The sequence below is a fragment of the Campylobacter sp. CNRCH_2014_0184h genome, assembly GCF_025772985.1.
In the GTDB taxonomy this organism is placed as follows: domain Bacteria; phylum Campylobacterota; class Campylobacteria; order Campylobacterales; family Campylobacteraceae; genus Campylobacter_D.
The window spans coordinates 243,915-269,344 of sequence record NZ_JAKMTB010000002.1 but is presented as its reverse complement, the minus strand read 5'-3'; the positions used below and the strand labels follow the sequence as shown (position 1 = coordinate 269,344).

Below are 25,430 nucleotides of genomic sequence, written 5' to 3'. Positions count from 1 at the left end.
TATAATGAAAATTATCCAAAAAAGGAGTACCATGCTAAAGACAAGTTTTAAAAAATCAGTTTTTATCCCAAGCATTAGCATTATAATCATCTTAAGTCTTAGTTGTATTTTCTTACCTAAGCTTACAAATGATTTTATCAATCATATAAAAAGCGGGATTTTTGCAAATTTTTCATGGTTTTATATACTAAGCGTAAGTTTTTTTGTGTGTTTTATGCTAGCACTCGCACTTTCAAAATTTGGCGATATCAAGCTCGGTGATGATGATGAAAAACCTCATTTTAAATTCACTTCATGGCTTGCTATGCTTTTTGCTACGGGTATGGGTGTGGGGCTTATGTATTTTGGTGTGGCTGAACCTCTTATACATAAAAAAGCCTTGCAGACAAGCGATGAAGAAGCTATGCTACATACTATCTTTCACTGGGGAATTCACCCATGGGCTATTTATGGGATATGTGCTTTGGCTATGGCGTATTTTGGTTTTAGATATAAAATGCCTCTTAGCTTGCGTAGTGCTTTTTACCCTTTGCTTAAAGACAAAATTTATGGTTTTTGGGGAAATTTAGTCGATATGCTAGCTTTAATTGTCACGGTTTTTGGCATTAGCACTACGCTTGGTTATAGTGCTTCTCAGCTTAATGCTGGCTTTTTAAATTTAGGCATTTTAAACGAACAAAGTTTTTTAGAACAAAGCGTGATTATAATCATCATCATTTCTTTAGCTACGCTTTCATCGATTAGTGGTTTGACAAAGGGCTTAAAAATTTTAAGCGAGGCAAACTTGGTTTTTGCAGTGTGTTTAATGCTTTTTGTACTTTTTTCAACAAATACCATTCAAATTCTTTCGCAATTTAGCTCTAATATTGGCAATTATTTGCAAAATTTAATTTCTTTGAGCTTTAAGACTTATTATTATGAAAAAGAGCATATAGAGTGGTTTAATAACTGGACTATTTATTATTGGGCTTGGTGGCTTAGTTGGGCGCCTTTTGTGGGCTTTTTCATCGCTAAAATTTCTCGTGGTAGAACGATAAGGGAATTTATCTTTGGCGTGCTTGTAGTGCCTACTAGTTTTAATATACTTTGGTTTAGCATTTTTGGTAATAGTGCTTTAAATTTTAATGATATCTTAAGTCCTTTTACTTCAGCACCTGAAAGCTTGCTTTTTTATTTTTTACAAAATTTTTCTTTTTCTTATTTTAGCTCTTTGCTTGCACTTTTGGTTTTAGCTTTATTTTTCATCACTTCAGCAGATAGTGGGATATTTGTGTTAAATTCTTTAAGCAGTGGTGGGGCTCATGAGCCATATAAATGGCAAAATATCCTTTGGGGTTTTGTACTTGCGCTTTTAGCTACTTCTTTGCTGTATTCAGGTGGTTTGGGGGCGATTTTAAGTATCACTATGATAGTGGCCTTACCTTTTGCCTTTTTGCTTTGTTTGATGTGTTTTTCACTGCTTAAGGGTTTAATCGTAGATGTAAATTACTCTTTAACTAAGCTTAGTCAAAGTAGTGTGTATTTTTCAGGGGAATTTTGGCAAGAAAGACTAGCTAGAATTTTAAAACAAAGTAAAGAGCAAGACATACAAAATTTCTTAAACACCAAAGTTAAAAATGCTATGGAATCACTCAGCCAAAGTCTAAAAAATTACGGCTTAAAAACACAGATCGTTCAAGAAAAATCAAGTATAAGTTTGATTATAAAAAAAGAATTTGCAAAAGATTTTATCTATGGAGTGCAAGTAGTAAAAAAACAAGCAAGCCAAAGCATAATCGATGATAAATTTATGCCAACTTATTCTAAAGAATTTATCTTTGAGCCACAAACTTTTTTTGCTGATTCGCGTAATGGTTATAATATAGAGTATTTAAACGAACAAGAAATCATCGTAGATATACTAAAGCAGTATGAGAGGTATTTGCAACTTTTATTTGATGATAAAAATGAAATTTTTACCAAAGCTTATGATTAAAAAGCGTTATAATTTCACTTTATTTTATAAGAAAGGTCTTTTATGTTGCGATTTTTTTTAATGCTTTTTTGTGCTTTAAATCTTTTTGCTGCTACGCCAAAAGATACGATTGTTATAGCAGTGGAGAATGAACCAGAGCGTATTAATCCGCTTTTTAGTGAAGATCACGATGTGGCGATTGCTCTTGTGTTTTCAGGGCTTACGCGCTTTGATGAAAATATGAATCTAGCGCCTGATCTTGCTAGTTCTTGGAAAGTTAGCAAGGATGGGCTTGTTTATGAATTTACTTTAAGAGATGATGTGTTATGGCATGATGGGGTTAAATTTAGTGCTAAAGATGTAGAATTTAGTATAAATGCTTTAAAAGATGAGAAGTTAAACTCGCCTTCAAAAGTAAATTTTGATGCGGTTAAAGAAGTAAAAATCATCGATGATTATCACTTGTCTATCACACTTTCAAAGCCTTTTCCTGCATTTTTAGATGCTTTGAGTGTAGGGATTTTACCAAAACACTTGCTTGAAAAAGAAAATTTAAATACCACTAAATTTAATCAAATGCCTATAGGAACAGGATCATATAAGCTAAAGCAATGGAAAAAAGGTCAATACATGATCTTAGAGGCAAATGAAAATTATCATTTAGCTAAAGTAAAAACACCAAAACTCATACTAAAACACATTAAAGATCCAAGTATTAGTGCTATTGAGCTTAAAAATGGTTCTATTGATGTGGCTTTGGTTGATTTTGCTCTAGCTTCAAATTTTGAAAATGATAAAAACTTTAAAATGCTTATAGAACCTTCAGCTGATTACCGTGCTTTGATGTTTAATCTTAATCATGAGTTTTTAAAAGATCAAAATGTGCGTTTAGCGCTAAATTACGCTATTGATAAACAAGCTATTATAAATTCACTTTTGCATTCTTTTGGAAAGGTGGCAAATCATCCTTTAGAAAAATCATGGGCAAATCCTAAAGAATTTGCAAGTTATGCTTATGATATAAAAAAAGCAAATGAGCTTTTAGCAAAAGCAGGCTTTGTGAAAAACAAAAATGGCATTTTAGAAAAAAATGGCAAAGAATTTAGCTTTGAAATGTATGCTATGAGTGAAGATCCGCTAAGAGTGGCTTTGGTAAATATCTTACAAAGTGAGTTTTTAAAACTTGGCATAAAAGCAAAAGCAGTAGCTAAGCCAAGTGGAAGTTTTGATTATACGAAAATTGATAGTTTTTTAGTGGGTTGGGGTAGTCCTTATGATCCTGATTTTCACACCTTTAGAGTTTTTGCAAGCTCTCAAGATAGTGCTTTAAACTCAAGTGGATGGAATTTTGGCCATTATCAAAATGCTAAAGTTGATGAAGCTTTAACAAAGGCTAGAAATTCGCTTGATATAAATGAAAGAAAAAAACACTATAAAGAATTTATTGATGCATTACAAGATGATCCTGCGTTTTTATTTATAGCTTATATTGATTATCCTTTAGTTTTTGCTAAAAATATCCAAGGTATAAAACCTCACATTTTAGGTCATCATGGAGTAGGTTTTACTTGGAATGCTTATGAGTGGAGCAAAAATTAGTGTTAAAACTCATTTTTAAACGCCTTTTATGGGCGTTTTTTTTGATGATTTTTGCAAGTTTTTTATGCTTTGTGATGATTTATCATGCTAAAGGAAGCGTGGTTTTTGCTAGCGTGCCTCAAGGAACTAGTATTAAAATAAAAGAAGAAATCGAGCGTAATTTAAATTTAGACAAGCCCTTATTAGAGCAGTATGAAAATTGGCTTTTTAATGCCATGAAAGGCGACTTTTCCTACTCTTTAATCAGTGGAGAAAAAGTTAGTGAGATTTTAAAAGAAAAACTTCCCTATACCATCATACTAGGGAGTTTAGCTTTTTTGGTGCTTTTTATGTTATCTTTGGTTTTAGCACTTTTTTGTGTTCTTTATAAAAATAGTTTTTTAGATAAATTTATTACCTTTTCAACGATGAGTTTTTTTGCATTGCCTGCTTTTTCTTTATCGCTAATGCTTATTTTGGTTTTTGCTGTATTTTTTAAGCTTTTTCCAAGTTCGGCTATTGCAGATATTGGCTTTGAAGATGATGTGCTTAATCGTTTGTGGCATTTGTTTTTACCAGTATGTGCTTTAGTGCTTTCGCATTTAGCTGTTTTTGTGCGTTTTATAAGGACAAGTTTGATTGATAGTTTAAATCAAAGCTTTATAGAAAGTGCTTTTGCAAGAGGGCTTAGCAAAACAAGAATTTATTTGCACTTTGTGTTAAAAGATGCTTTTGGTTCTATACTTGCGTATTTTGGTGCTTCTTTTGTGAGTTTTTTAATGGGAACTTATATAGTAGAAAGTGTGTTTTCTTATGAGGGCGTGGGAAATTTAGTGATTAAAAGCATATTGTTTAAAGATTATCCTGTGGTGCTAGCTGTGGTGATTTTTAGCATTTTAGTAGTGGTGCTTGTAAATTTGATCGTAGAAATAATTTGCAAGATGATTAATCCAAGGTTTACTAATGCGTAAGTTTTGTGTGATGATGATTTTGCTAAGTTTTATTTTAGCACTTTTTGCACCTTTAATAAGTTCTTATGATCCAAATTTAGTGGATTTAAGTAAGGCTAAAATAGCCCCAAATTTAAATCATATTTTTGGTACAGATTTACTTGGTAGGGATGTTTTTACACGTATTTTATACGCCTTGCGTGTTTCTTTATTTGTAGGGGTAATGGCAGCATTTTTTAGTGTGCTTTTTGCTTGTGCTTATGTGTTTTTAACAAGATTTTTTGCTTATGCTTTTTTTGCTAGGGTGCTTGATATGCTTTTAGCGCTACCTTCTTTGCTTGTGATTATGTTTTTTCAAAGCTTTTTAGCAGGATCTTTGTGGAGTATGATTTTTATCATCGCTTTGGGGCATTTTGCTTTTGTGGCAAAAGTGCTTGATACCCAACTGAATAAATTTCAAAAACTTGAGTTTTATCAAAATGCTATCATTTTAGGTTCTAGCAAGATGAAAGCTTTATTTAGTGAACTTTTGCCTGCTTGTTGGAATTTGCTTTTTGTGCTTTTTGTTTTAAATATTGCTCATGCTATTACAAGCGAAGCCACTTTGAGTTTTTTTGGTTTGGGCGTAGAGCTTTGGACTCCAAGTTTAGGAAATATGCTAAATGAAGCAAGCAAGGCTGTGTTTTTAGGATTTTGGTGGATGATAGTTTTTCCAGTAGCCTTTATACTTATGCTTATTTTGCCTTTGCTTGCTTTGGGTAATGATTTACAAGAAGAGATTAAAGCATGATAGAAATTTCAAATCTTAACCTTAGCTTTAAAGATAAAATCTTACTAAAGGATGTAAATCTTAATTTAGAAGATGGTAAAGCTTTGGCTATCATGGGTAAAAGTGGAGCAGGAAAAAGCTTACTTTTAAAAAGCATGATTAAGCTTTTTGATAAACACTATAAGCTTAATGCGCAAAAATTTCAGATAGATCAAAAAGATATTTTAAAATTAAAAGAAAAAGAACTAAATGCCTTAAGAGTTAAGATAAATTTGCTTTTTCAAGATGTTTATGGGAGTTTTTATCCTCTTGTTGATATAGGAAGTTATTTTAATATAGTTTTAAAAACTCATACTAATTTAACCACAAAAGAGATTAAAGAAAAGGCCTTTTATTATTTTGAGTGCTTAGGGCTTAAAAATCATGATCTTTTGTGGCATTCTTTTATATATCAGTTAAGTGGTGGTATGGCAAGACGCATTCAAATAGCGCTAGCTTTGTTAAGCGAGGCTAAGTATTTATTGTGTGATGAGATTACAAGTTCTCTTGATAGAGCTAATGAAGAAAAAATCATCGCTATTTTAAAAGAGCTAAAAACGCAATTTAAAAATCTCATTTTCATCATGCATGATATAAATTTAGCTAAAGAGCTTTGCGATGAGGTGGCCATCATAGAAGATAAAACTTTGCTTTATCAAATGCCTATGAAAGAATTTTTAAGCAATCCAAAAGGAACTTTTGCAAAAGAATTGCTAGAACTTTATGAGAATGAAAATGTTTTTAGAAGTTAAAAATTTAAGCAAATCTTATAAATTTAAAAAACACTGGTATTTAAAAGAAGAAGAAATTTTTGTTTTTAAAGATGTGAGTTTTGCTTTAAATCAAAATGAAAATTTATTGCTTTGTGGGGAAAGTGGTAGTGGTAAAAGCACTCTAGCTAAAATTCTTTGTATGCTTGAACGAGCAAATACTGGAGAAGTTTTGTTTGAAAATGAAAATATATTAAATTTAGATTTTAATACTCAAAGAAAATTACGCCAAAAAATTCAATATGTTTTCCAAGATCAAAAGCTAGCTTTAAATCCTTACAAAAGCACTAAAAGACTTTTACTTGATGTATATGAAAATTTTAAACTTAAGCCCGATTTTGAAGAGCTTTTTAAACTTTTTGATGCTTTTGAACTTGAAAAAGATATTTTAAATTTAAAACCCTCTAAGTTAAGTGGTGGTCAAAGTCAAAGATTAGGTTTGATTAGAGCTTTGCTTTTAAGGCCAAAATTACTTATTTTAGATGAAATCACAGCAGCGCTTGATGTAGTAACTGCTTATAAAATTTTAAACTATTTGCACGCTTTTCAAAAAATGCATGATATTACTTATATATTTATTTCTCATCAAGAAAAAATCTTACAAGATATATGCCATAAAAAAGTGTTTTTATAATAAAGATAAAAATTGTTTCATTTTGAAATACCTAAAAAATTATTTTTTTGATAATAAGTTTTTATATAGCTAAGTTAAAGTAAAATAAATTTTAATTATGCTTGAATAAAAGGTTTATTATGACGCACGCAACTATAGAGCATCAATACTTTGGCATCTTTGCAATGCTTGTTATTGCAAGTGTTATATTTTTTACTTTGGTGTACATTTCTTCTAAAATAGGCTCCAAACTCGCCTCTCATAATAGAAAAAAACTCGGACTTGGGATTTATGAGTGTGGGCCTATGGCTTCTAAGCAAGCAAATAAAATCAATTCTCAATTTTTTGTTTTTGCATTGATTTTTATTTTGCTTGATATTGAAGTAGTATTTTTATTTCCTTGGGCAGTGATTTTTAAAGATTTAACCGCAGAGCTTTCAAATTACAGCCTATCTTTATTTGCCTTAGTGGAAGTATTTGTTTTTATTTTATTGCTTGCAATAGGTTTTTTATACGCTTATAAAAAAGGAGCATTCGCATGGCAGAGTATCAAAAAATGAGCAATGCACCAGTTGTTTTAACTACGGTTGATAAGTTAGTGCAATGGGGTAGGAGTAATTCTTTATGGGCGCTATCTTATGGGCTTGCCTGTTGTGCTATTGAAATGATGGCAGCAGGTGGTGCAAGATATGATTTTGATAGATTTGGAACTATTTTTAGAGCAAGTCCAAGACAATCTGAAGTAATGATTATAGCGGGTACTTTAAGCAAAAAACATGCTGAATTTACAAGAAGACTTTATGATCAAATGCCTGATCCTAAATGGGTTATTTCTATGGGTTCTTGTGCAAATACCGGCGGTATGTTTAATACCTATTCTACTGTTCAAGGGGTAGATAGGATTATTCCTGTTGATATTTATGTGCCAGGTTGTGCCCCACGCCCTGAAACTTTTCAATTTGCTTTGATGATTTTGCAAAAAAGAATTCGTAAAGAAAAAGCAAGCAGAAAAATAGCTCCAAAAAGGCTTATATGATGAGAAAATATAGCGATAAGAAAAATGCTCAGCTAAAAAATTATTATGAAGATAGATTTTACCATGCACCTGCAACTAAAAAACTAAGCACAGAGAGTAGTGCTTTTGAGAGCGATCATCAAATTTTAAGCCAAGAATTTGAGTTAAAAAATTCTTTTATAGAGCTTGATTTTTGGGTAATTGAAATAAATAAAGATGATAATGTTGCTATTCTTAGCATGCTTAAAAATTTAGGTTATAGTTGTTTTACTGATGCAAGTGCGATTGATTTTGTCGCTCAAAAACAAGGTTTTGAAGTATATTATCAGCTTTTAAATATGGAGAAAAATTTAAGAGTGAGAATAAAGACTTTTGTTGGTTTAAAAGAAAGACTTCAAAGTGTTATGAGTGTTTTTAAGGGTGCTAATTGGTGTGAGAGAGAAATATATGATATGTTTGGAATTTTCATCATCAATCATCCGAATTTAAAAAGACTTTTAATGCCTGATGATTGGTATGGACATCCTTTTTTAAAAAGCTATCCTTTGCATGGTGATGAATTTGCTAAATGGTATGAGATAGATAAAATTTTTGGAAAAGAATATCGCGAGGTTGTAGGTGAGGAAAATAGAGATCCAGGTTTTGTAGATGAAAAAGACACGCTAAATTTTAGCAGAATTTATCATGAGGTTGGTAAAGGTGAAGCCCCAAGAGAAGATAAATACCTACAAGAATATCAAGAAGAAGGTGGTGTGCCTTTTGTGAAAAAAGCCAAGAGAACGCAAGTAAAAATTTTAGACAAGAGAAGATAAAATGCAAATTTCTACTAAATTAAAACCTTATTATGAAAATATAAGCTTTGAGCGTGAAGATGGTACTATGATAGTAAATCTTGGTCCCCAACACCCTAGTGCTCATGGAAATTTACGCCTTATTTTAGAACTTGATGGAGAAGAAATCACTAAGGCTGCTCCTTGTATAGGCTATATGCATCGTGGTATGGAAAAAATGGCTGAAAATATGATCTATCAAGAGTTTATCCCAACTACTGATAGAATGGATTATATCGCAGCTAGTGCAAATAATTATGCCTATGTAGCTGCTGTGGAAAAACTTTGCGGTTTGGAAATTCCACGCAGAGCAAGTGTGATAAGGATGATTTTACTTGAGTTAAACCGCATTGCTTCGCATTTGTTATGGCTTGCTACACATGCTCTTGATATTGGTGCGATGACAGTATTTTTATACTGCTTTAGAGAGCGTGAATATGTGCTTGATTTAATAGAAAAATATTGTGGGGCAAGACTTACACATTCATCTATGAGAATAGGTGGGGTAATGCTTGATTTACCTGAAGGTTTTTTAGATGAGCTTTTAGCATTTTGCAATAAATTTCCAAATGATATAAAAGATTATGAAGCCTTGCTTGATGATAATAGAATTTGGCGTGCAAGAACTGAAAATGTAGGAGTGGTAAGTAAAGAACAAGCGCTAAGTTGGGGTTGTAGCGGGGTTATGCTAAGAGGAAGCGGGATTGCTTATGATGTTAGAAAAGAAGAGCCTTATTTGCTTTATGATGAGGTAGATTTTGGCGTGCCTGTGGCTAAAATGGGTGATTCTTATGCAAGATATAAAGTTTATATGCAAGAATTTAGAGAAAGTTTGAAAATTTTAGTTCAATGTGCTAAGCTTTATCAAGATACTCCGCCTGAAATTTTATGCAATCATCCTGAGTATGTAAGCGCTTCAAAAGAGCAAATCATGACACAAAATTATTCGCTTATGCAACATTTTGTTCTAGTAACCCAAGGCTTAAAGCCACCAAAAGGAGAGGTGTATGCGCCAACTGAAAGTCCAAAAGGCGAACTTGGATTTTTTATCCACTCAGATGGTAGCGGTAGACCATATAGATTAAGAGCTAGAACCCCAAGCTTTTTTCACTGTGCGTTTTTAGAAGAAATGCTTATAGGGTCATATTTGGCTGATGCGGTGGCGATTTTAGGAAGTATTAATATAGTTTTAGGTGAGATAGACCGATGAGACGCGTGGATTTAAGAAAAAGTCAAGATTTGTTTAAGGATTTAGAACAAATCATTCAAAATGCCTATATGGGTGAAGTTTTGGTGGTTTTGTTTGAAATAGGAGATTTTTCTAATGTAGAAAAAAGTTTTGCTTTCATAAAAGAGCAAAATTGTGAACTTTTAAATTCTTTAAAATTTAATCAAGTAGATTGGACTATAGTTTTTAAAAAGGTAGGACAATGAAATTAGCAAAATATCAAGAAGGCTTAAATGCTTTGTGTTTTGTGGATTTACTTTCTTTAAAAAATCCTTCACTTTGTGCTAAGCTTAACAAAAGTAAAAATTTCAATATTTCCTGTTTAGAAGATAAAAATTTAAAAGCAAGCTTTTATAAATGTGAGATTGCAAGTGTGCCTTTTGTGCTTGCATTACTTTGTAAGATGAGTTTGGATACTGAATTTAACGAGCTTGATGAGGGTTATTTAAGTGCTGAATCTTGCTTTGGCGAAGAAGAGGCTTTAGAGATTTTGGAGTTTTTAAAAGAAGCAAAGTGTATTATTTTTGATGAAAATTTATACCAACATAAAGACTTTGAAAATATTAAGTATTTTTTAGAAAAACTTTGTCATAAATTTAATCTTTTGCTAATTTGCTCTAATGAAAATGAAGAAAATTTGTCAATACAAAATTCTTTTAGTGAACTTTTAGAACTTGATAATTTTGACGGAACTATCATCATGCAAGCACCTTTAAGGGATAAAAATTTGCATTGTTCTTCATCTTTTGCTTTGATTGCCAAGGTTAAGGATGAGGATAAAATTAATTTAAAAATAAACACTCAAGAATTTACAACTATAGTAAAAATCAATCATGATTTAAAAGGCACGGTGGCTTTGTTTGATTATGAAAGCGCTGATTTTGCTTTTTCAAAAGCTCAAGTTAAGGTTATAAAATGAAAGTTATCATTAATGGTATAGAATGTGAGGCAAATGAGGGTGAGTATATCTTAAATGTCGCAAGAAAAAATGATATTTTCATTCCTGCAATTTGTTATTTAAATGGTTGTTCTCCAACACTTGCATGTCGTATGTGTATGGTAGAAGCTGATGGTAAAAAGGTTTATTCTTGTAATACTAAAGTTAAAGAAGGTATGGTAGTAGAGAGTGATTTGCCAAATTTATGGGATGAGCGCAATGCTATCATGCAAGCATATTGTATCAACCATCCTTTACAATGTGGGGTATGTGATAAATCTGGCGAATGTGAGCTTCAAAACTTTACACACAAAGCAAGAGTAAATGTGCAAAATTATTGGATTAAAGATACCCATAAAGAGCATAAAAAATGGGGCGAGATTAATTATGATCCAGCTTTATGTATAGTGTGTGAAAGATGTATCACAGTTTGTAAAGATAAAATAGGTGAAAGTGCTTTAAAAACTACTCCAAGAGGAGCAAACGCGCCCGATGCAAGTTTTAAAGAGAGTATGAGTAAAAACGCGTTAGCGATTTGGACTAAATTTCAAAAGAGTTTAATTGCGCCAAGTAGTGGTGATATGCTTGATTGTTCATTTTGTGGAGAATGTACAAGTGTATGTCCAACAGGAGCCTTGGTGGGTTCGGCTTTTCAATATACATCTAATGCTTGGGAATTAAAGAAAATTCCAGCTAGTAATCCCCATTCTAGTGATTGTGAGTTGATGTATTATGATATTAAACAAACTAGTATTAATAATCAAAAAGAAAAAATTTATAGAGTGAGTAATGATTTTGCTTTTGCTACGCTAAATAAAGCTGCAAGATATGGTTTTAATACCCAAAATGAAGTTCAAGGTAAAGACGAAAAAGCTTTTGAAAAACTAGTAAATATGATAAAAAATAATGAAATAAAAAATATTTTATTTAATAGTTTTATTACTAACGAAGAAGCTTTAATCTTGCAAAATTTAAGTAAAAAATTTAATCTTAATCTTATAAATCATGAAGCTAAAAAATTCCAAGATTTCCTAGCTTGTTTTTATCAAAATGCAAATGCAATGTATAATGCAAATACAGACGATATCACTCAAAGTGATTTTTTAATCATCGTAGGTTCGTTTTTACGCTATGATGCGCCAACGCTAGGATATAAAGTTAATAACGCTTTGGTAATGAATAAAGGTGCAGGACTATATTTTCACCCTATAAAAGATAAGGGTGTGGATAAATATTCTAAAAATTTCTTGCAGATTAATCATGATATTAAAGATAATGAAAGTATTTTATTATTTATCTTGCAAAAATTTGCCAAAGAGCTTTCGCAGGATTTTAAAAACACATTAGAAAATGCATATTATCAAGATACAAAAGAAATAGAAGAAACTATTAATGAAGAAGTTACTGAAAAGATAGAAAAGCAAAATGAAAATGGCGAAACTATTATAGAAGAAGTTAAAAAACTTGTGCCTAAAAAAATTAAAAAAAGCATAGAGGTGCAAAGATCAAATTATGCGAAAAATCTTGGTATAGATGAGGATATTTTAGAGACTTTACTCGCAAAAAAGCAAAAATCTACACTTATTATAGGAAGTGATTTTTACTATGATGAGCAAAGTGCAAAGCTAGCAAAACTTTGTGCTTTGGTGCAAAAATATACTGATTTTAAAGTCTTTTTAAATCCAACTTGCACTAATACTTTAGGCGTGAGTTTGATTTGTGATTTAAGTCAAGATTTTCAAGCGGGAAAAACACTAGGTTATAATGAAAAAGGTGATTTTACTTTTTCTTATGATGGGCATTTTGATCTTGCAAGTTCTAGTTTAAATCAACAAGAAGGTAGCTTTGTAAATTATGACAAAAGATTAGTTCCTACGAATGCAGCTTTAGAATTTAAAGGTTATTTTTTAAATGATTTAGCAAATGCTTTAGGTTTTGATGAAGAATTTACAATCAACTATACTAAATTTTTACCACAAAATAAAGGCTTTAGGGCAATTGATTTTGATGAGTTAGAAAATCATTATGATAATGGTGGAACAAACCATAGAGGCTATGAGCTTGATTTTTCTCATTTTGAGTTTGAAAAAATATTAAACACCCAAGAAGTCAAAGAACAAAATGAAGGAAATTTAACCTTATATCATGCAAATCGTATTCATCAGTTTTCAAAGCTTAGCAATAGAGCTTTTAATGAGGTTGGAGCTTTATTTTTATCGTCTGATTTAATGCAAAAATTTGATTTAAATCAAGATGATAGTGTTATTTTAAAAAATGAAAAAACTCAAATTGCTATAAGTGTAAAATGTGATGAATCTTTAGAAAATGGTGCGTATTTGGGGGATTATGATGGTAAGATTGATTTTAAATCTTTGTTTAATAATACTCGATATGCAAAAGTTTGGCTTGAAAAAGCAGGAGCTAAAATATGAGTGATATTACTTTTTTTATTATAGAAACAATTATCAAATGCGTGCTTGTTATAGCTATTTTTGCTACTTTAGCAGGCTTGGCAACTTATCTTGAAAGAAAGGCTTTGGCTTTATTTCATCGTCGTTTAGGACCTGATATGGTAGGTCCTTTTGGATTGCTTCAAGTGGTTGCTGATATGATTAAACTTTTTACTAAAGAAGATATTGTTCCAACTTATGCTCAAAAAGTGGTGTTTTTAATCGCTCCATTAATCGCAGCAATTTGTGCTTTTGTGGCAATTGCAGCTATTCCTATTTTTCCTGAATTTACTTTATTTGGTAGAGTGATTCGTCCTATTATCGCTGATATTAATGTGGCTTTATTATTTGTCATAGGTATGGGCGGGGTTAGTTTTTATGCGATTTTTTTAGGAGGCCTGGCTAGTAATAATAAATGGTCATTGTTAGGCGGGGCAAGAGGACTTGTTTCTATCATTTCTTATGAGAGTGTTGCAGGTCTTTCTTTGGTATGTGTTGTAATGCTTGTTGGTTCTTTGTCTTTGGTAGATATTAATAATTATCAAAGTGAAGGCATACTTTCTTGGCTTATTTTTAAACAACCTTTAGCTTTTATTTTATTTGTGATAGCTATTTTTATAGAAACTAATAGAACTCCACTTTGTTTAAGTGAAAACGAAACTGAACTTGTTTCAGGTTATGGCACTGAATATAGCGGACTTAGATGGGGTATGTTTTTTATCGGAGAATATACAGCCATGATTACCGGAGCGATTATGATATCGCTTTTATTTTTGGGTGGATTTAATGATTTTTGGATTATACCAGGGGCTATTATGATGCTTTTGAAAGTGTCTTTTGTGTTCTTTTGGTATTTTTGGGCTAGAGGGGCTTTTCCGCAACTGCGTCCTGATCAAGTAATGAGAATGTGTTATTTGATTTTAATTCCTTTAGCGGTTTTAAATTTATTAATTAGTGCTTTAGTACTTGTGATATAGGAAAAACAATGAAAAAAGGTTATTTTAAAGTAGATTTTGAGCGTAAAAATCCTCAAAATGCTTATGAAAAATTTATACAAGTAATCAAGCGTTCTTTAAATACAGAACTTTTTGTAGGTTTGTTTGTCGTATTAAGAGAAATGTTTAAAAAAAATAATAGCGCAACGATTAAATACCCTATGGAAAAAGTTGCTTTAGATAATCGCTACCGTGCGGTACATCGTTTGATGCGTTTTATTGAAAGTGAAAATGAATGTTGTATTGGTTGTGGCTTGTGCGAAAAAATTTGCATTAGCAATTGCATAAGAATGGAAACAAGTTTAAGCGAAGATGGACGTAAAAAGGTTGAAAATTATAGTATCAATTTAGGACGTTGTATTTATTGTGGCTTTTGCGCTGATGTTTGTCCTGAACTTGCTATTGTGCATGGCAAAGAGTATGAAAATGCAGCAGAGCAAAGATCGTATTTTGGTCAAAAGGAAGATTTTTTAACTCCTATCGATGAGCTTAAAAATCAAGTAGTATTTGAAGGAAGTGGTAGTTTAAGAAAAGATGCTGATGATTTAGTAAAGAAAACTCCAAATTATTATGAGATAGATTTGCAAAGACAGCAAGATACCCCAAAGGAAGAAAATGTTTGAAACGATAGCTTTTTGTTTGTTAAGTGTTTTGGTATTGGGATTTTTTCTAATTAGCGTTTTAAGTACTAGTGTACTTTATGCTATTAGTTCTTTGGCTGCGGCTATGGTGTTTTTGAGCGGATTTTATTTTTTACTTAATGCTGAATTTATTGGAGCGATTCAAATTATCGTTTATAGCGGGGCTATTTTAGGTCTTTATAGTTTTGCTATGATGTTTTTTGATGCTTCGATAAAAGTAAAGGAAAGTCTAAAAGGTAAAAGAGTATTTATTTTTGCTGTGATTTTTAGTGCCATTTTGTTAATTAGTATTATTATGGGCTATAACTTTGGTTTAAATGAAACTAGTGAAGTTTATGATCTTGATTCAACTCAGCAAATAGGTTTTACTTTATTTACAAAATACATGCTTGCTTTTGAATTTATGGCAATTTTACTTTTAATAGCTTTAATTTGCGCTATAGCACTTACTCAAAAAAATATAAAAAAGGATGAGCAATGATGTTAGAAAAATACTACATTGTGGCTATTTTGATGTTTATCATTGGTCTAATAGGTATTATAAAACGCCAAAATTTAATTATGCTTTTTATTTCAAGTGAAATTTTATTAAACGCTGCTAATTTAGCTTTAGTTACAGCAGGAGTTTCTCATAAAGATATTGAAGGACAAATTTTTGCTTTATTTGTAATGGGGGTTGCAGCTTGTGAGGTAGCTGTTGGGATAGCACTTTGTGTTTTATGGTATAGAAAAACAGGAACACTAGAGCTTAGTTCTTTAGCTGAAAAAGGAGAGTTAAAATGCAAAATTTAGCTTTAATTGCACTTTTTTCTCCTTTAGTTTCAGCCATTGTTTTAGGTGTTTTTGCTTTTAGTGCTAAGAAAATTATTTTAGGTTATTTAGCTTCTTTGCTTATAGCTTTTTCGGCACTTGCCTCAATTATTTTATTAAGCAATGGAGTGCATTTTAATTTTGAACTTGGTACTTGGATATCTTTGGTAGATGTTAGTTTTGGTTTTAAAATAGACTCTATTACTTTAATTATGATGAATGTAGTAAGCATAGTTGCTACTTTTGTGCATTTATATAGTATATTTTATATGGAACACGATGAAGGGTTTAATCGCTATTTTAGTTATTTAGGGCTTTTTGTTTTTTCTATGATGTTCTTGATTATGAGTGATAATTTCTTAGGACTTTTCATAGGTTGGGAGGGCGTTGGACTTTGCTCATGGCTTTTGATAGGTTTTTGGTATCATAATGAAAAATATACCTTTGCTGCTAATGAAGCATTTATCATGAATAGAATTGCAGATTTGGCTTTGCTTTTAGGAATTTTCTTAATTTATATAGAGTTCAATTCTTTAAAATACGATGAGTTTTTTACCCTTTTATCTTTAGGGCATGAAAATGATATGATTTTGATTTTAATAGCACTTTTACTTTTTGTGGGCGCTATGGGCAAATCAGCACAATTTCCTTTCCATACTTGGCTTGCTGATGCTATGGCAGGACCTACACCAGTTTCAGCGCTAATCCATGCTGCAACTATGGTTACTGCGGGAGTTTATTTGGTGATTCGTGCCGGAGAGCTTTATTTGCAAGTCCCTGAAGTAGGGTATTTTATCGCTATACTTGGAGCTTTTGTAGCGCTTTTTGCCGCTTCTATGGCTATGGTGGCTAAAGATTTAAAGAGAATTATTGCTTATTCAACGCTTTCTCAACTTGGATATATGTTTGTAGCAGCAGGTCTTGGGGCTTATGCTATAGCTTTATTTCATCTAGCAACCCATGCATTTTTTAAATCTTTACTATTCTTAGGTGCGGGCAATGTTATGCATGCGATGAATGATAAACTTGATATTAGCAAGATGGGCGGGCTTTATAAAAGTATGCGTTTTAGCGCTATTTTAATGCTTATAGGCTCTTTGGCTTTGGCAGGAATTTATCCTTTTGCAGGATTTTTCTCTAAAGATTTAATTTTAGGATTTTCTTTTATAAGTCATCATCATGGAATTTTCTTGGTACTTTTAATAGCAGCTTTTATGACAGCTTTTTATAGTTTTAGACTTTTAATGCTTGTATTTTTTACTCCAAAAAGACATGAAGAACATCCTCATGAAGCTAGTAAAATAGCTTTATTTGCGATGAGTCCTTTGGCTTTGCTTGCTATTGTTGCAGGATTTTTTGAGCATAGCTTTATGGAGTTTGTAAGTCAAAACTTAGCTTTTATTGATGGGCAAAATTCTTTAGTTATGATGCTTGCAAGTGCTGCTGCAGTGCTTGGAGTGCTTTTGGCTATCATGGCTTATTGGAAAAATTGGTTTAAACCATCACTTTCTAAAACAAGTATTTATAAGATTTTGTTTAATGAATACTATATACCAAGGTTTTATCATCAATTTATTGTTAGTAAATATGCTTTATTTTGTGAATTTTTAAGAAAAAGCGATAAAGAAATTTTAGATACTTTGGTAGATAGTGTTGCATTTTTCCTTAAAACTTTTGCTAGGACTCTTAGCATAGGTAAGGATTATTCTTTGGTTTTAAGAATTACAGTGTTGGCTTTTGTATGTTTATTTTGTTTAGCGTTGGCGGTGTAAAATGCTTAGTTTATTAATGTTATTTCCATTTTTTGCAGCTTTTATAGCTTTGTTTTTGCAAAAAGAAGATAGCAAGTCTTTTGCTGTTTTAGTTAGTTTTTTGATTTTAATTTTTAATGTTTTTTTGTTGTTTAATTATCATGGTGGCATAGCTTATGAGTTTAGTTTAAATTCTTTAATAGTTAATTTTCATATCGGTGTAGATGCTATAGCGCTTTATTTGATGTTGCTTTGTTCTATTATGATTTTTTTATCTTTTATATGTTTAGATATTCAAGATAAAAGTGTTGTAGTAAGTATATTTTTATTGCAATTTTGTATTATAGGGCTTTTTGCTTCATTGGATGCTTTATTGTTTTATGTATTTTGGGAGTTTTCTCTTATACCTATTATTTATTTAATAGGCAGATATTCAGATAATTATAAAGCAGGGATTAAATTTTTCATTTATGCATTTTGCGGTTCTATGCTCATGCTTTTAGCGATTATTTATGTAGGATTTTTGTATTATCAAAGTTTTGGGTATTGGAGTTTTGATTTACTTGCTTGGTATCAGAGTGAATTTTTCATACCTGAAAGTGTGCAAAATTTAATCTTTATAGGATTTTTTATCGCTTTTGCGATTAAAAGTCCTTTATTTCCTTTCCACACTTGGGCGCCAAAAGTTTATGCAAAAAGTCCGACTTTAGTATCTGTAATGCTTGTTAGTTTTAAAATGGCTCCTTTTGGATTTTTAAGATTTATCTTGCCTTTAACACCTGATACTTTAAATCATTATTATTCTTTACTTGCTATTTTATGTATAGTTGGAATTTTATATGCAGCTTTAATTGCTTTTAAAACCAAAGATTTAAAAGAATTAATTGCTTATAGCTCAATTTCGCATTTGGGTGTGGTGATTTTGGGTATTGTGACTTTTACTTATAATGGGGTTAGTGGTTCTGTATTTTACATGTTTGCACATGGTATAGTAACGGGTGGTTTGTTTTTGGCTGCTTATATGCTTTATAAAAGATATCATACTTTTGATTTAGACTTTTATAAAAATTTAGCTAAAACAGCTCCATTATTTAGCTTTTTCTTTGCGGTGTTATTATTTTCATCTATTTCACTACCTTTGACTATTTCTTTTGTAGGTGAGTTTTTAATTTTACAAGGCATAGCAAGTGTGAATTTATGGTATGCATTATTTGCAGGTGGTGTGATTATTTTAGGGGCTATTTATATGTTAAATATTTATAGAAATATGTTTTTTGCCACTAGTGAAGAAAAAATAGAGAAATTAATATTAAAAAAAGGTGAAATTTTTGTTTTGAGTATTTTAAGTGCCTTGGTAATTTATTTAGGGATAGCTCCAAGTGCTATGCTTGATGAAATTGCTTTGAATGTAAATAGCATTCTTGAAGTTATGCAAACAAGAAATATTGCAATAGAAAATCAAAAAATCATAGATGATATAAGAGGTTTTTAATGAGTGGCTTTAGTTTAGAAAAATTCAATTTTGTATTGTTATTTCCTGTGTTATCATTGCTTTTTTGGGCTATTGTTTTGCTTTTGTTGGATGCATTTAAAAAGCTTTCTAGAAATTTTTATATAGGAGCAAGTGTTATAGCTTTATTTAGCGCTTTGTGTTTTTTATTGCTTTATAATGGCTTTGTTTTAGATAATTCTCATGCCTTTTTTGGTTTATTTGTAAGTGATAATTATGCAATTTTTGCTCAAATAGTTATTTTAGTTTTTTCAATGCTTTATTTATTAATGGATAAAGATGAGCAAAAGGCAGAGTTTTTTTCTTTGTTTTTATTTATGATTGCTTCTTTGATATTAATGATATCAAGCACTAATTTAATTGTAATTTTCCTAGCTTTAGAAGGTTCTTCTTTAGCTCTTTATACATTAATAGCACTAAGAGGAACTCATAATGCTATTAGCTCTAGTATAAAGTATTTTACTTTAGCTGCGGTAGGCGCTGGGTTTTTTGTCTTTGCTTGTGCTTTTGTATATTTAAAAACAAAATCTTTGGATTTAGATAATCTATTGCATTCTGAATATATTTCAGATCCTATCTTGCTTTGTGCTGGGGTAATGTTTTTAGTTATTGTTGGAGTAAAACTTTCTATTGCACCTTTTCATTTTTGGTTAAAAGATGTGTATTGTGGAGTGCATACAAATTTTATAGCATTTATATCTATAGTACCAAAAATAGCTATGATAATAGTAGTTTTAAGAATTTTTTCTGCTTTAGGCGGTGGAGTAAAATTTGAATACATAGTAGCATTACTAGCAATTTTTTCTATGCTTGTTGTAAGTATAGTAGCTTTAATCCAAAAAGATGTGAAAAAAATGCTAGCATATAGTTCTATTACTCATTCTTCTTTTATATTAGCAGTTATTGTTTCTAGTATGAGTGTGAGTTCTCAAGGAGATGGGACTTCTTATTTGCTTTCAATTTTTGCTTTGTTTGTGTATTGGATATCTTTTGCTTTTGCAAATTATGGAATTTTTTTAATATTGAGTTTATTTCAAAAAAGTTCATTTGAGAGTTTTTCAGGTTTGTTTGATCAAAGACCAGTGTTGTCTATAATGCTAGCTATATTCATTTTGTGTATAGCAGGTATTCCGCCTTTTGGTATTTTTTGGGGTAAAATTTTAATTTTAGCTTCTATTTTAAACTCAGGCTATTATGTACTTGTATTTGCTATAGCTTTAAGTTCTATGATTATGCTTTATGCTTATTTAAAAATTTTAATTTATGTTTTTTTCAAAAAGGCTCAAATCATAGAAAGTGCAAACTTAGATGTAAAACAAAAGATTATTTTATGCTTGTGTTTGATTGGAAGTGTTTCTTGCGTGTTTTTGCTTTTGTAAAATAATATTGCTATAATCACGCTTATGATAAGGGTTTTATTTTTATTTTTATTAAGTATAACTTATACATTTTCTTTTGAAATTATTGTTAATAAAGGAGAAGAGCATAAACGCCCTTTTACGCTTTTGCATTTAAAAGATGATAAGGATTTTACTTGCAAAAGTGTTTTTGAATTTGAAAAAACCCATTTTGAGTGCAATGTTTTAGGTGTTAGCAATATGCAGTTTCAAAATAAAGAATTTGATGATTTTACGATTTATTTTGAAAAGCACCAAACTTTTTTGACAATCAAAATCTATCCTAAAATTTTAGCTAAGATGTTTAATTATTCTCAAGATATTTTTAATGCTAAAGAAATTCAAAGTCAAAGTGAAGATGCTTCTAAGCATTTTGTATTTATTTTTACCAAAGATTTAAGGTATTATAAACCTAGCGATGGGCTTGATTTTGATATTTATTTTGATGATGCATTAATGCCTTATATTGGAGCATTAGATTTAAATTCTAATCCTATGGAAACTTCAAAAAGTGCAGATTTTAACGCTTATTTTAGTATAAAACAAGAATATGAAGCAAAAAAATATGATCAGGTTTTAAGGGATGCAACTAGCGCTATTAAGCGTTATCAGGGTAGTGTATTTATGAATGAATTTGAGCTTTATAAATTAAGAGCTCAAAATAAACTATACACCTATGAACTTGATAAAGACCAAGTAATTTTAGAGCAAATGTTAGATGATGCTAAAAGATGGGTAAGAACTTATATTAACGATAAAGATTATACAGAAGTGATGTATATTATGATGAGAGTTTATATGGGTTTATCGCAAAGATCTAATGTTGAATATATTATAGATACTTTAAATACTGAACACAAAGGTGATAAATATACTATAATGGCTTTACTTGATTATGCAGATTATTTGTATCATTTGGGTAAAAAAAATACCGCAAATAATATTTATCAAGATGTATATTATTCTACCCCAAATGCAGATTTAGCCAGTAGAGCTGCTTTATTTTTATCAAAAAATCATCTAGAGGCAAAAAATATAAAAGAAGCCAAAGAATTAGCAAATAAAATTTTAGAATCAAACCCTGAATTTTTCATGAGCGATTTAGAAAATTCTTTATTATTAGCAAAAGCTTTTGCTAATAATAGGGTTTATGGTTTAAGTTCTAAAATTTATGAGTATATTTTTACGCATTTAACCAAGGTAGATAAAGAATATGAAAGAGTATTAAAAGATCTTGCCTTGTCTTTATTAAATGCAAATGAGCATATTAAAGCTCAAAAATATTTAGATCTTTATGCAGAAGATTTTCCTTTGGGTGAATATGTGAGTTTAATTAAAGAAGCACAAGATAAAAACTTTTTATATTTAAAAGATGCTAATGCAAGTTTTTTGCATCAAAAATATGAAGAAATTATGAAAAAATACGCTGGAGAAATTTCTAGTAAGGCGCTGTTTGATAATGTCAAATTATATTTTCAAGAAAAAAATTATGAAAAGGTTATAAGTTATCAAAAAGACATTGAAAAATACTCCAATAAAGAAGTAAAAAATCTTTTAGAACAAGCTGCTATTTTGGTTTTAGAGCAAAGATTAAAAAATGATGAGTGTTTGGCTGCTATTAAAATATATGATGATTTTAAAGCTTATAATATAGGAGGCAAAATACAAAATAAAAAGCAAATGCTTGAATGTTTTAAACGCACAACGCGCATAGAAGAAGCTAAAAAATACATAGTGGAAAATGAAAATGATGATATTATTTTTTATAAGCTTCAAAGTGCTGATTTAGCTCTTAAAGATAAGCGTTATAGCTTTGTTATAAAAACAATTAATGATATTTTAAACACAAGAACGATTATTAGTGATAATGAAAAATTTGAAGCAAATTATATTAAATTTTTTGCTGAGCTTAGATTGCAAGATTATAATGCTATGATAAGAACTTTGCAAAAATTAGAGCAATTTCCTATGAATTATCGTATGGTGGAATTATATTATGAGTTTTTGCGTTATTGTGAAAAAAATAATTTTCTAACCAGCATTTTAACTTATGCTCCAAAGGCTATTGACTATCAAAATTTAAAAGGGGTGAATCTTTTTAGTCCTGATTTAGAATTTATCTATATCAAAGCCTTAAAACAAAACAATCAAGCCCAACAAGCCTTAACTTTGTTTAAAGACTTACTTGCTAATCCTTTAAAAGATGATGAGCGCGCAAGAGCTTTTTATATGCAAAGTAATATTTATGAAGATTTAAAAGATGTACAAAATCAAAAGCAAAGTTTGCAAAATTGTATAGATATTAATGCAACAAGCAATTGGCAAAATTTATGTAAAGATAAATTAAATGTCTTAAATACTCAGCCTTGATATTTTTTTAAAATATAAGCTTTTAAATTTTCATAAGCGTTTTGAAAATCTAAAATTTCTTTATTGAATTTTTTATTAAAAGTTCTTTGTCTTTTAGCAAGTTGTCTTGTGTGAATGACGATGAGCTCTTCAAGCTCATTTAAATTTATTTTTTTATCTAAAAACTCTTTGCATTCTTTTAAACCTATGGAATTTAGTGCTTTTAAATTATGATCATAATTATCAAATAGCATTTTAGCCTCATCTACTAAACCCTCATTTAGCATATTTTTAGTGCGCTTAATAATGCGTTTTTCTAAAAGATCTTTTTGCCAAGAAATTTCAAAAATATCAAGTTTTTTAATCAAAGCTTCTTGTTTGGTTTCTTTTAAAACTTCACTTGGAGTTTTATTAGTTTGCTCATAAATTCCAAGCCATTTTTTCAAACGATAAGTATCGTTTTTTTCTATTTTTGCTTGTGGATCAATTTTTGTCATTAAATGATAAATTTCATCGTTACTTAGTGCGCTTTGACTTTCTTTAAAATTTTCACTCAAGCCATCCATTAAAGCTTTTAAATAAAAGCTAGTTCCACCTGTGATAATAAGCATTTGATTATTTTTTTGGGCAAAAGCTTTTGCTTTTTTGTATTCTTCAAAAAACAAAGCGATGTTAAAATGCTCATTGACATTTAATAAATTTATGCCAAAATAATCAAGCTCGTCTAAGGTTTTTTGCTCTGTTTTGGCTGAAGCGATGTTGATTTGTTTATACACGCAAAGACTATCAAGGCTTAAAATACTTGCGTTAAATTCATAAGCTAGTTTATTAGCAAGTTCTGTTTTGCCACTTGCGGTAGTTCCAATGAGTGCAAATTCAAAAAACATCGTAAAAATATCCTAAATTTAAAATTATTTTAGTAAAATCATAACAAAAATATATTATAAAGAGAAAAAATGCCTATATTAAAAGAAAAATTGAAAGATATTTTAGACTTGATAGTTTTTAAGCATTCTATTTTTGCTTTACCTTTTTTATTCACTTCAATGATTGTGGCTTCTGTTATTTTAAATGATAGCACTTGGTTTGGCTTTAAGGCTTTATTTTTGGGTGTTATTTGTGCAGTGAGTGCAAGAAATTTTGCAATGGCGATTAATCGTTTGATGGATGAGGATATTGATAAAAATAATCCAAGGTGTGCAAATAGACCTAATATCGATGGGCGTATAGGTAAAACTAGTATTTTACTTTTTATTATTTTAAATGCTATTGTTTTTGTTTTGGCAAGTTATTTTATTAACAAACTAGCTTTTGCTCTTTCTTTGCCGGTATTATTTATTTTAGCTATTTATTCAGCTTTTAAAAGATTTTCATCCCTAGCACATTTAGTATTAGGATTTTGCTTAGGGCTTGCTCCTATTGCAGGTAGCATTGTAGTTTTGGGAAGTATTGAAATTTATAGTGTGATTTTGTGTTTGGGTGTTACTTTTTGGACAGCTGGTTTTGATTTGCTTTATGCTTTGCAAGATATGGAATATGATAAAAAAACAGGCTTGCACTCTATACCTGCTAAATTTGGACTCGAAGCAACCTTATTTATCTCAGCGTTTTGTCATGTTTTAGCAGTACTTTTTTGGCTTTTATTTGTTTGGGTGGCTCCAACGGGAAATATTGCCTTTTTAGGCGTGATAATTAGTGCGATTATTTTATTTTTTGAGCACCGCATAGTTAGAAAGAATTTTGCAAAAATTGATAAAGCATTTTTTACTTTAAATGGATATTTAAGTATAGTGTTTTTTATATTTATTTGGGTTGATCTTTTATGGAGATAAAATTTTTTAAAAGCTCGTTAGAGCTTGAGTTTGAAGAGAGCAAAGAAAGATATGAAGAGTTTTTACAAGAATATCTTTCAAGTAATAATTATGTCAATTTAAGTAAATGGAAAAAGCTTGCCTCAAGAGTGGAATTTAGCGAAGGTGAGCAGTTGATTTTTGATTTGCTTATGGATTTAAAACAAGAATTGTATTTGATAAAAAATGATATCAATAAAACAAAATTATTTACAGATTTAAAATATAAAGCTTTTGTGGTAGGTGTAAATTTTGCACACATTCAATTTAAAGAAAAGTGTTTGACTCAAGATGAGGAATATTATGCAAGATTTGAGTTAAATGGTCAAAAAATTAGTATTTTTTTTAAAGCTTTAAATGAAAATGAGGCAAAAATCACACAAATAAAAGCAGAAGATGAGCTTGTATATGATAATTTTGTGGCAAATATGCAAAGAGCGATGATTAAGATTTTAAAGGAGCAAGAAAATGGGTAGTGATTTATTATTGTGGCTTGTGGTAGCTTTATTAATTTTTGCTATGTTTGCTTATATGATGATAAAAGAAAAAGAAAGTATTGCTAAGATTAACGAGCTTGGTAAGATGATAGAAGATTTAAACAAGCAATATCATTATTTAAAAAAAGAAAGTTTAGATGAACAAGAACAAGAAAAAGAAGAAATAGATACTGAAGCCATTAAAGAAGAGCTAAAAGAAGAACTTTTGCAGGTATTGGAACAAAAAATTAATCAAAATATCCTTCCTATTTTAAGTGCTTTAAAAGAAGTAGAAGAGGTGATTGAAGAATTTCAAAGTGAGCAAAAAAATCGTTTATTAAATTTAGAACAAAAAACCCAAAGTATTACAAAATTAAGCCCAAGCTATGATAATGAAGAACAAAAGGTAATAGAGCTTTTTAATCAAAAAAAATCCATTGAGCAAATTGCCAAAGATTTGCGTATAGGTATGGGTAGAGTTGAGCTTATTTTGAAATTTAATAAATTATTATAAAGGC

The 25,430-nt window shown here is 30.3% G+C and carries 25 protein-coding genes; 24 read left to right on the top strand and 1 reads right to left on the bottom strand.

Annotation, left to right across the window (positions count from 1 at the left end):
- Positions 1-31: 31 nt before the first annotated feature.
- From L8X36_RS03430 to L8X36_RS03330, 21 genes are all read left to right on the top strand, one after another.
- Positions 32-1,975 (top strand): BCCT family transporter, encoded by a 1,944-nt coding sequence (locus L8X36_RS03430; RefSeq protein WP_263682503.1) that lies wholly within the window; start codon positions 32-34, stop codon positions 1,973-1,975.
- Positions 1,976-2,017: 42 nt separating this feature from the next.
- Positions 2,018-3,553, top strand: coding sequence for an ABC transporter substrate-binding protein (locus L8X36_RS03425; RefSeq protein ID WP_263682501.1), 1,536 nt, complete (start codon positions 2,018-2,020; stop codon positions 3,551-3,553).
- Positions 3,554-3,564: 11 nt separating this feature from the next.
- Positions 3,565-4,503, top strand: a complete 939-nt coding sequence (locus L8X36_RS03420) for an ABC transporter permease (protein ID WP_318530088.1) — start codon at positions 3,565-3,567, stop codon at positions 4,501-4,503.
- Positions 4,496-5,272 carry an ABC transporter permease gene (locus L8X36_RS03415; protein ID WP_263682498.1) on the top strand — a complete coding sequence of 259 codons (777 nt, stop codon included), beginning with the start codon at positions 4,496-4,498 and terminating at the stop codon, positions 5,270-5,272. Before L8X36_RS03420 ends, L8X36_RS03415 begins: the two co-directional genes overlap by 8 nt.
- Positions 5,269-6,042, top strand: coding sequence for an ATP-binding cassette domain-containing protein (locus tag L8X36_RS03410; protein WP_263682497.1), 774 nt, complete (start codon positions 5,269-5,271; stop codon positions 6,040-6,042). The genes L8X36_RS03415 and L8X36_RS03410 overlap by 4 nt, the downstream gene beginning before the upstream one ends.
- Entirely contained in the window at positions 6,026-6,694 is a 669-nt protein-coding gene (locus tag L8X36_RS03405) for an ATP-binding cassette domain-containing protein (RefSeq protein ID WP_263682495.1), read from the top strand. Before L8X36_RS03410 ends, L8X36_RS03405 begins: the two co-directional genes overlap by 17 nt.
- Before the next feature lie 119 nt (positions 6,695-6,813).
- Entirely contained in the window at positions 6,814-7,233 is a 420-nt protein-coding gene (locus L8X36_RS03400) for an NAD(P)H-quinone oxidoreductase subunit 3 (RefSeq protein WP_263682493.1), read from the top strand.
- Positions 7,212-7,709 (top strand): NuoB/complex I 20 kDa subunit family protein, encoded by a 498-nt coding sequence (locus L8X36_RS03395; RefSeq protein ID WP_039619352.1) that lies wholly within the window; start codon positions 7,212-7,214, stop codon positions 7,707-7,709. The genes L8X36_RS03400 and L8X36_RS03395 overlap by 22 nt, the downstream gene beginning before the upstream one ends.
- Positions 7,709-8,500, top strand: coding sequence for an NADH-quinone oxidoreductase subunit C (locus L8X36_RS03390; protein ID WP_263682491.1), 792 nt, complete (start codon positions 7,709-7,711; stop codon positions 8,498-8,500). Before L8X36_RS03395 ends, L8X36_RS03390 begins: the two co-directional genes overlap by 1 nt.
- A gap of 1 nt (position 8,501) precedes the next feature.
- Complete coding sequence (gene nuoD / locus L8X36_RS03385) at positions 8,502-9,728, top strand: NADH dehydrogenase (quinone) subunit D (protein WP_263682490.1); 1,227 nt, start codon at positions 8,502-8,504, stop codon at positions 9,726-9,728.
- Positions 9,725-9,952 (top strand): NADH-ubiquinone oxidoreductase subunit E family protein, encoded by a 228-nt coding sequence (locus L8X36_RS03380; RefSeq protein ID WP_039642382.1) that lies wholly within the window; start codon positions 9,725-9,727, stop codon positions 9,950-9,952. Before nuoD ends, L8X36_RS03380 begins: the two co-directional genes overlap by 4 nt.
- Positions 9,949-10,665 (top strand): hypothetical protein, encoded by a 717-nt coding sequence (locus tag L8X36_RS03375; RefSeq protein WP_263682489.1) that lies wholly within the window; start codon positions 9,949-9,951, stop codon positions 10,663-10,665. Before L8X36_RS03380 ends, L8X36_RS03375 begins: the two co-directional genes overlap by 4 nt.
- Positions 10,662-13,115 (top strand): NADH-quinone oxidoreductase subunit G, encoded by a 2,454-nt coding sequence (locus L8X36_RS03370; RefSeq protein ID WP_263682487.1) that lies wholly within the window; start codon positions 10,662-10,664, stop codon positions 13,113-13,115. Before L8X36_RS03375 ends, L8X36_RS03370 begins: the two co-directional genes overlap by 4 nt.
- Positions 13,112-14,110 (top strand): NADH-quinone oxidoreductase subunit NuoH, encoded by a 999-nt coding sequence (gene nuoH / locus L8X36_RS03365; protein ID WP_039619340.1) that lies wholly within the window; start codon positions 13,112-13,114, stop codon positions 14,108-14,110. The genes L8X36_RS03370 and nuoH overlap by 4 nt, the downstream gene beginning before the upstream one ends.
- Positions 14,111-14,118: 8 nt before the next feature.
- Positions 14,119-14,751 (top strand): NADH-quinone oxidoreductase subunit NuoI, encoded by a 633-nt coding sequence (nuoI, locus tag L8X36_RS03360; protein WP_039668894.1) that lies wholly within the window; start codon positions 14,119-14,121, stop codon positions 14,749-14,751.
- The gene (locus L8X36_RS03355) at positions 14,744-15,250 is read left to right on the top strand and encodes an NADH-quinone oxidoreductase subunit J (RefSeq protein ID WP_263679527.1); all 507 of its coding nucleotides are present in this window, start codon (positions 14,744-14,746) and stop codon (positions 15,248-15,250) included. Before nuoI ends, L8X36_RS03355 begins: the two co-directional genes overlap by 8 nt.
- Complete coding sequence (gene nuoK / locus L8X36_RS03350) at positions 15,250-15,561, top strand: NADH-quinone oxidoreductase subunit NuoK (RefSeq protein ID WP_070255456.1); 312 nt, start codon at positions 15,250-15,252, stop codon at positions 15,559-15,561. Before L8X36_RS03355 ends, nuoK begins: the two co-directional genes overlap by 1 nt.
- On the top strand, positions 15,549-17,351 hold the full coding sequence (nuoL, locus tag L8X36_RS03345) for an NADH-quinone oxidoreductase subunit L (RefSeq protein ID WP_263682486.1): 1,803 nt from the start codon (positions 15,549-15,551) through the stop codon (positions 17,349-17,351). Before nuoK ends, nuoL begins: the two co-directional genes overlap by 13 nt.
- 1 nt (position 17,352) lies before the next feature.
- Entirely contained in the window at positions 17,353-18,822 is a 1,470-nt protein-coding gene (locus tag L8X36_RS03340; protein WP_263682485.1) for a complex I subunit 4 family protein, read from the top strand.
- Positions 18,822-20,219: an NADH-quinone oxidoreductase subunit N gene (locus L8X36_RS03335; protein WP_263682484.1), complete on the top strand. Its 1,398-nt coding sequence runs from the start codon at positions 18,822-18,824 to the stop codon at positions 20,217-20,219. Before L8X36_RS03340 ends, L8X36_RS03335 begins: the two co-directional genes overlap by 1 nt.
- A 24-nt stretch (positions 20,220-20,243) precedes the next feature.
- Positions 20,244-22,607, top strand: coding sequence for a tetratricopeptide repeat protein (locus L8X36_RS03330; protein WP_263682483.1), 2,364 nt, complete (start codon positions 20,244-20,246; stop codon positions 22,605-22,607).
- On the opposite strand, the gene miaA is transcribed toward L8X36_RS03330, so the two are convergent.
- Positions 22,598-23,473, bottom strand: coding sequence for a tRNA (adenosine(37)-N6)-dimethylallyltransferase MiaA (miaA, locus tag L8X36_RS03325; RefSeq protein ID WP_263682482.1), 876 nt, complete (start codon positions 23,471-23,473; stop codon positions 22,598-22,600). The two genes, L8X36_RS03330 and miaA, sit on opposite strands and share 10 nt — an antisense overlap.
- Before the next feature lie 69 nt (positions 23,474-23,542).
- Here miaA and mqnP point away from each other — a divergent pair, with 69 nt between their 5' ends.
- Genes mqnP through L8X36_RS03310 form a run of 3 tightly spaced genes read left to right on the top strand, consistent with a single transcriptional unit; the run spans position 23,543 to position 25,426 of the window.
- Positions 23,543-24,418: a menaquinone biosynthesis prenyltransferase MqnP gene (gene mqnP / locus L8X36_RS03320; RefSeq protein WP_263669487.1), complete on the top strand. Its 876-nt coding sequence runs from the start codon at positions 23,543-23,545 to the stop codon at positions 24,416-24,418.
- The gene (locus L8X36_RS03315; protein WP_263682481.1) at positions 24,409-24,912 is read left to right on the top strand and encodes a hypothetical protein; all 504 of its coding nucleotides are present in this window, start codon (positions 24,409-24,411) and stop codon (positions 24,910-24,912) included. The genes mqnP and L8X36_RS03315 overlap by 10 nt, the downstream gene beginning before the upstream one ends.
- On the top strand, positions 24,905-25,426 hold the full coding sequence (locus L8X36_RS03310; RefSeq protein WP_263663878.1) for a hypothetical protein: 522 nt from the start codon (positions 24,905-24,907) through the stop codon (positions 25,424-25,426). Before L8X36_RS03315 ends, L8X36_RS03310 begins: the two co-directional genes overlap by 8 nt.
- The last annotated feature ends 4 nt before the right edge of the window (positions 25,427-25,430 follow it).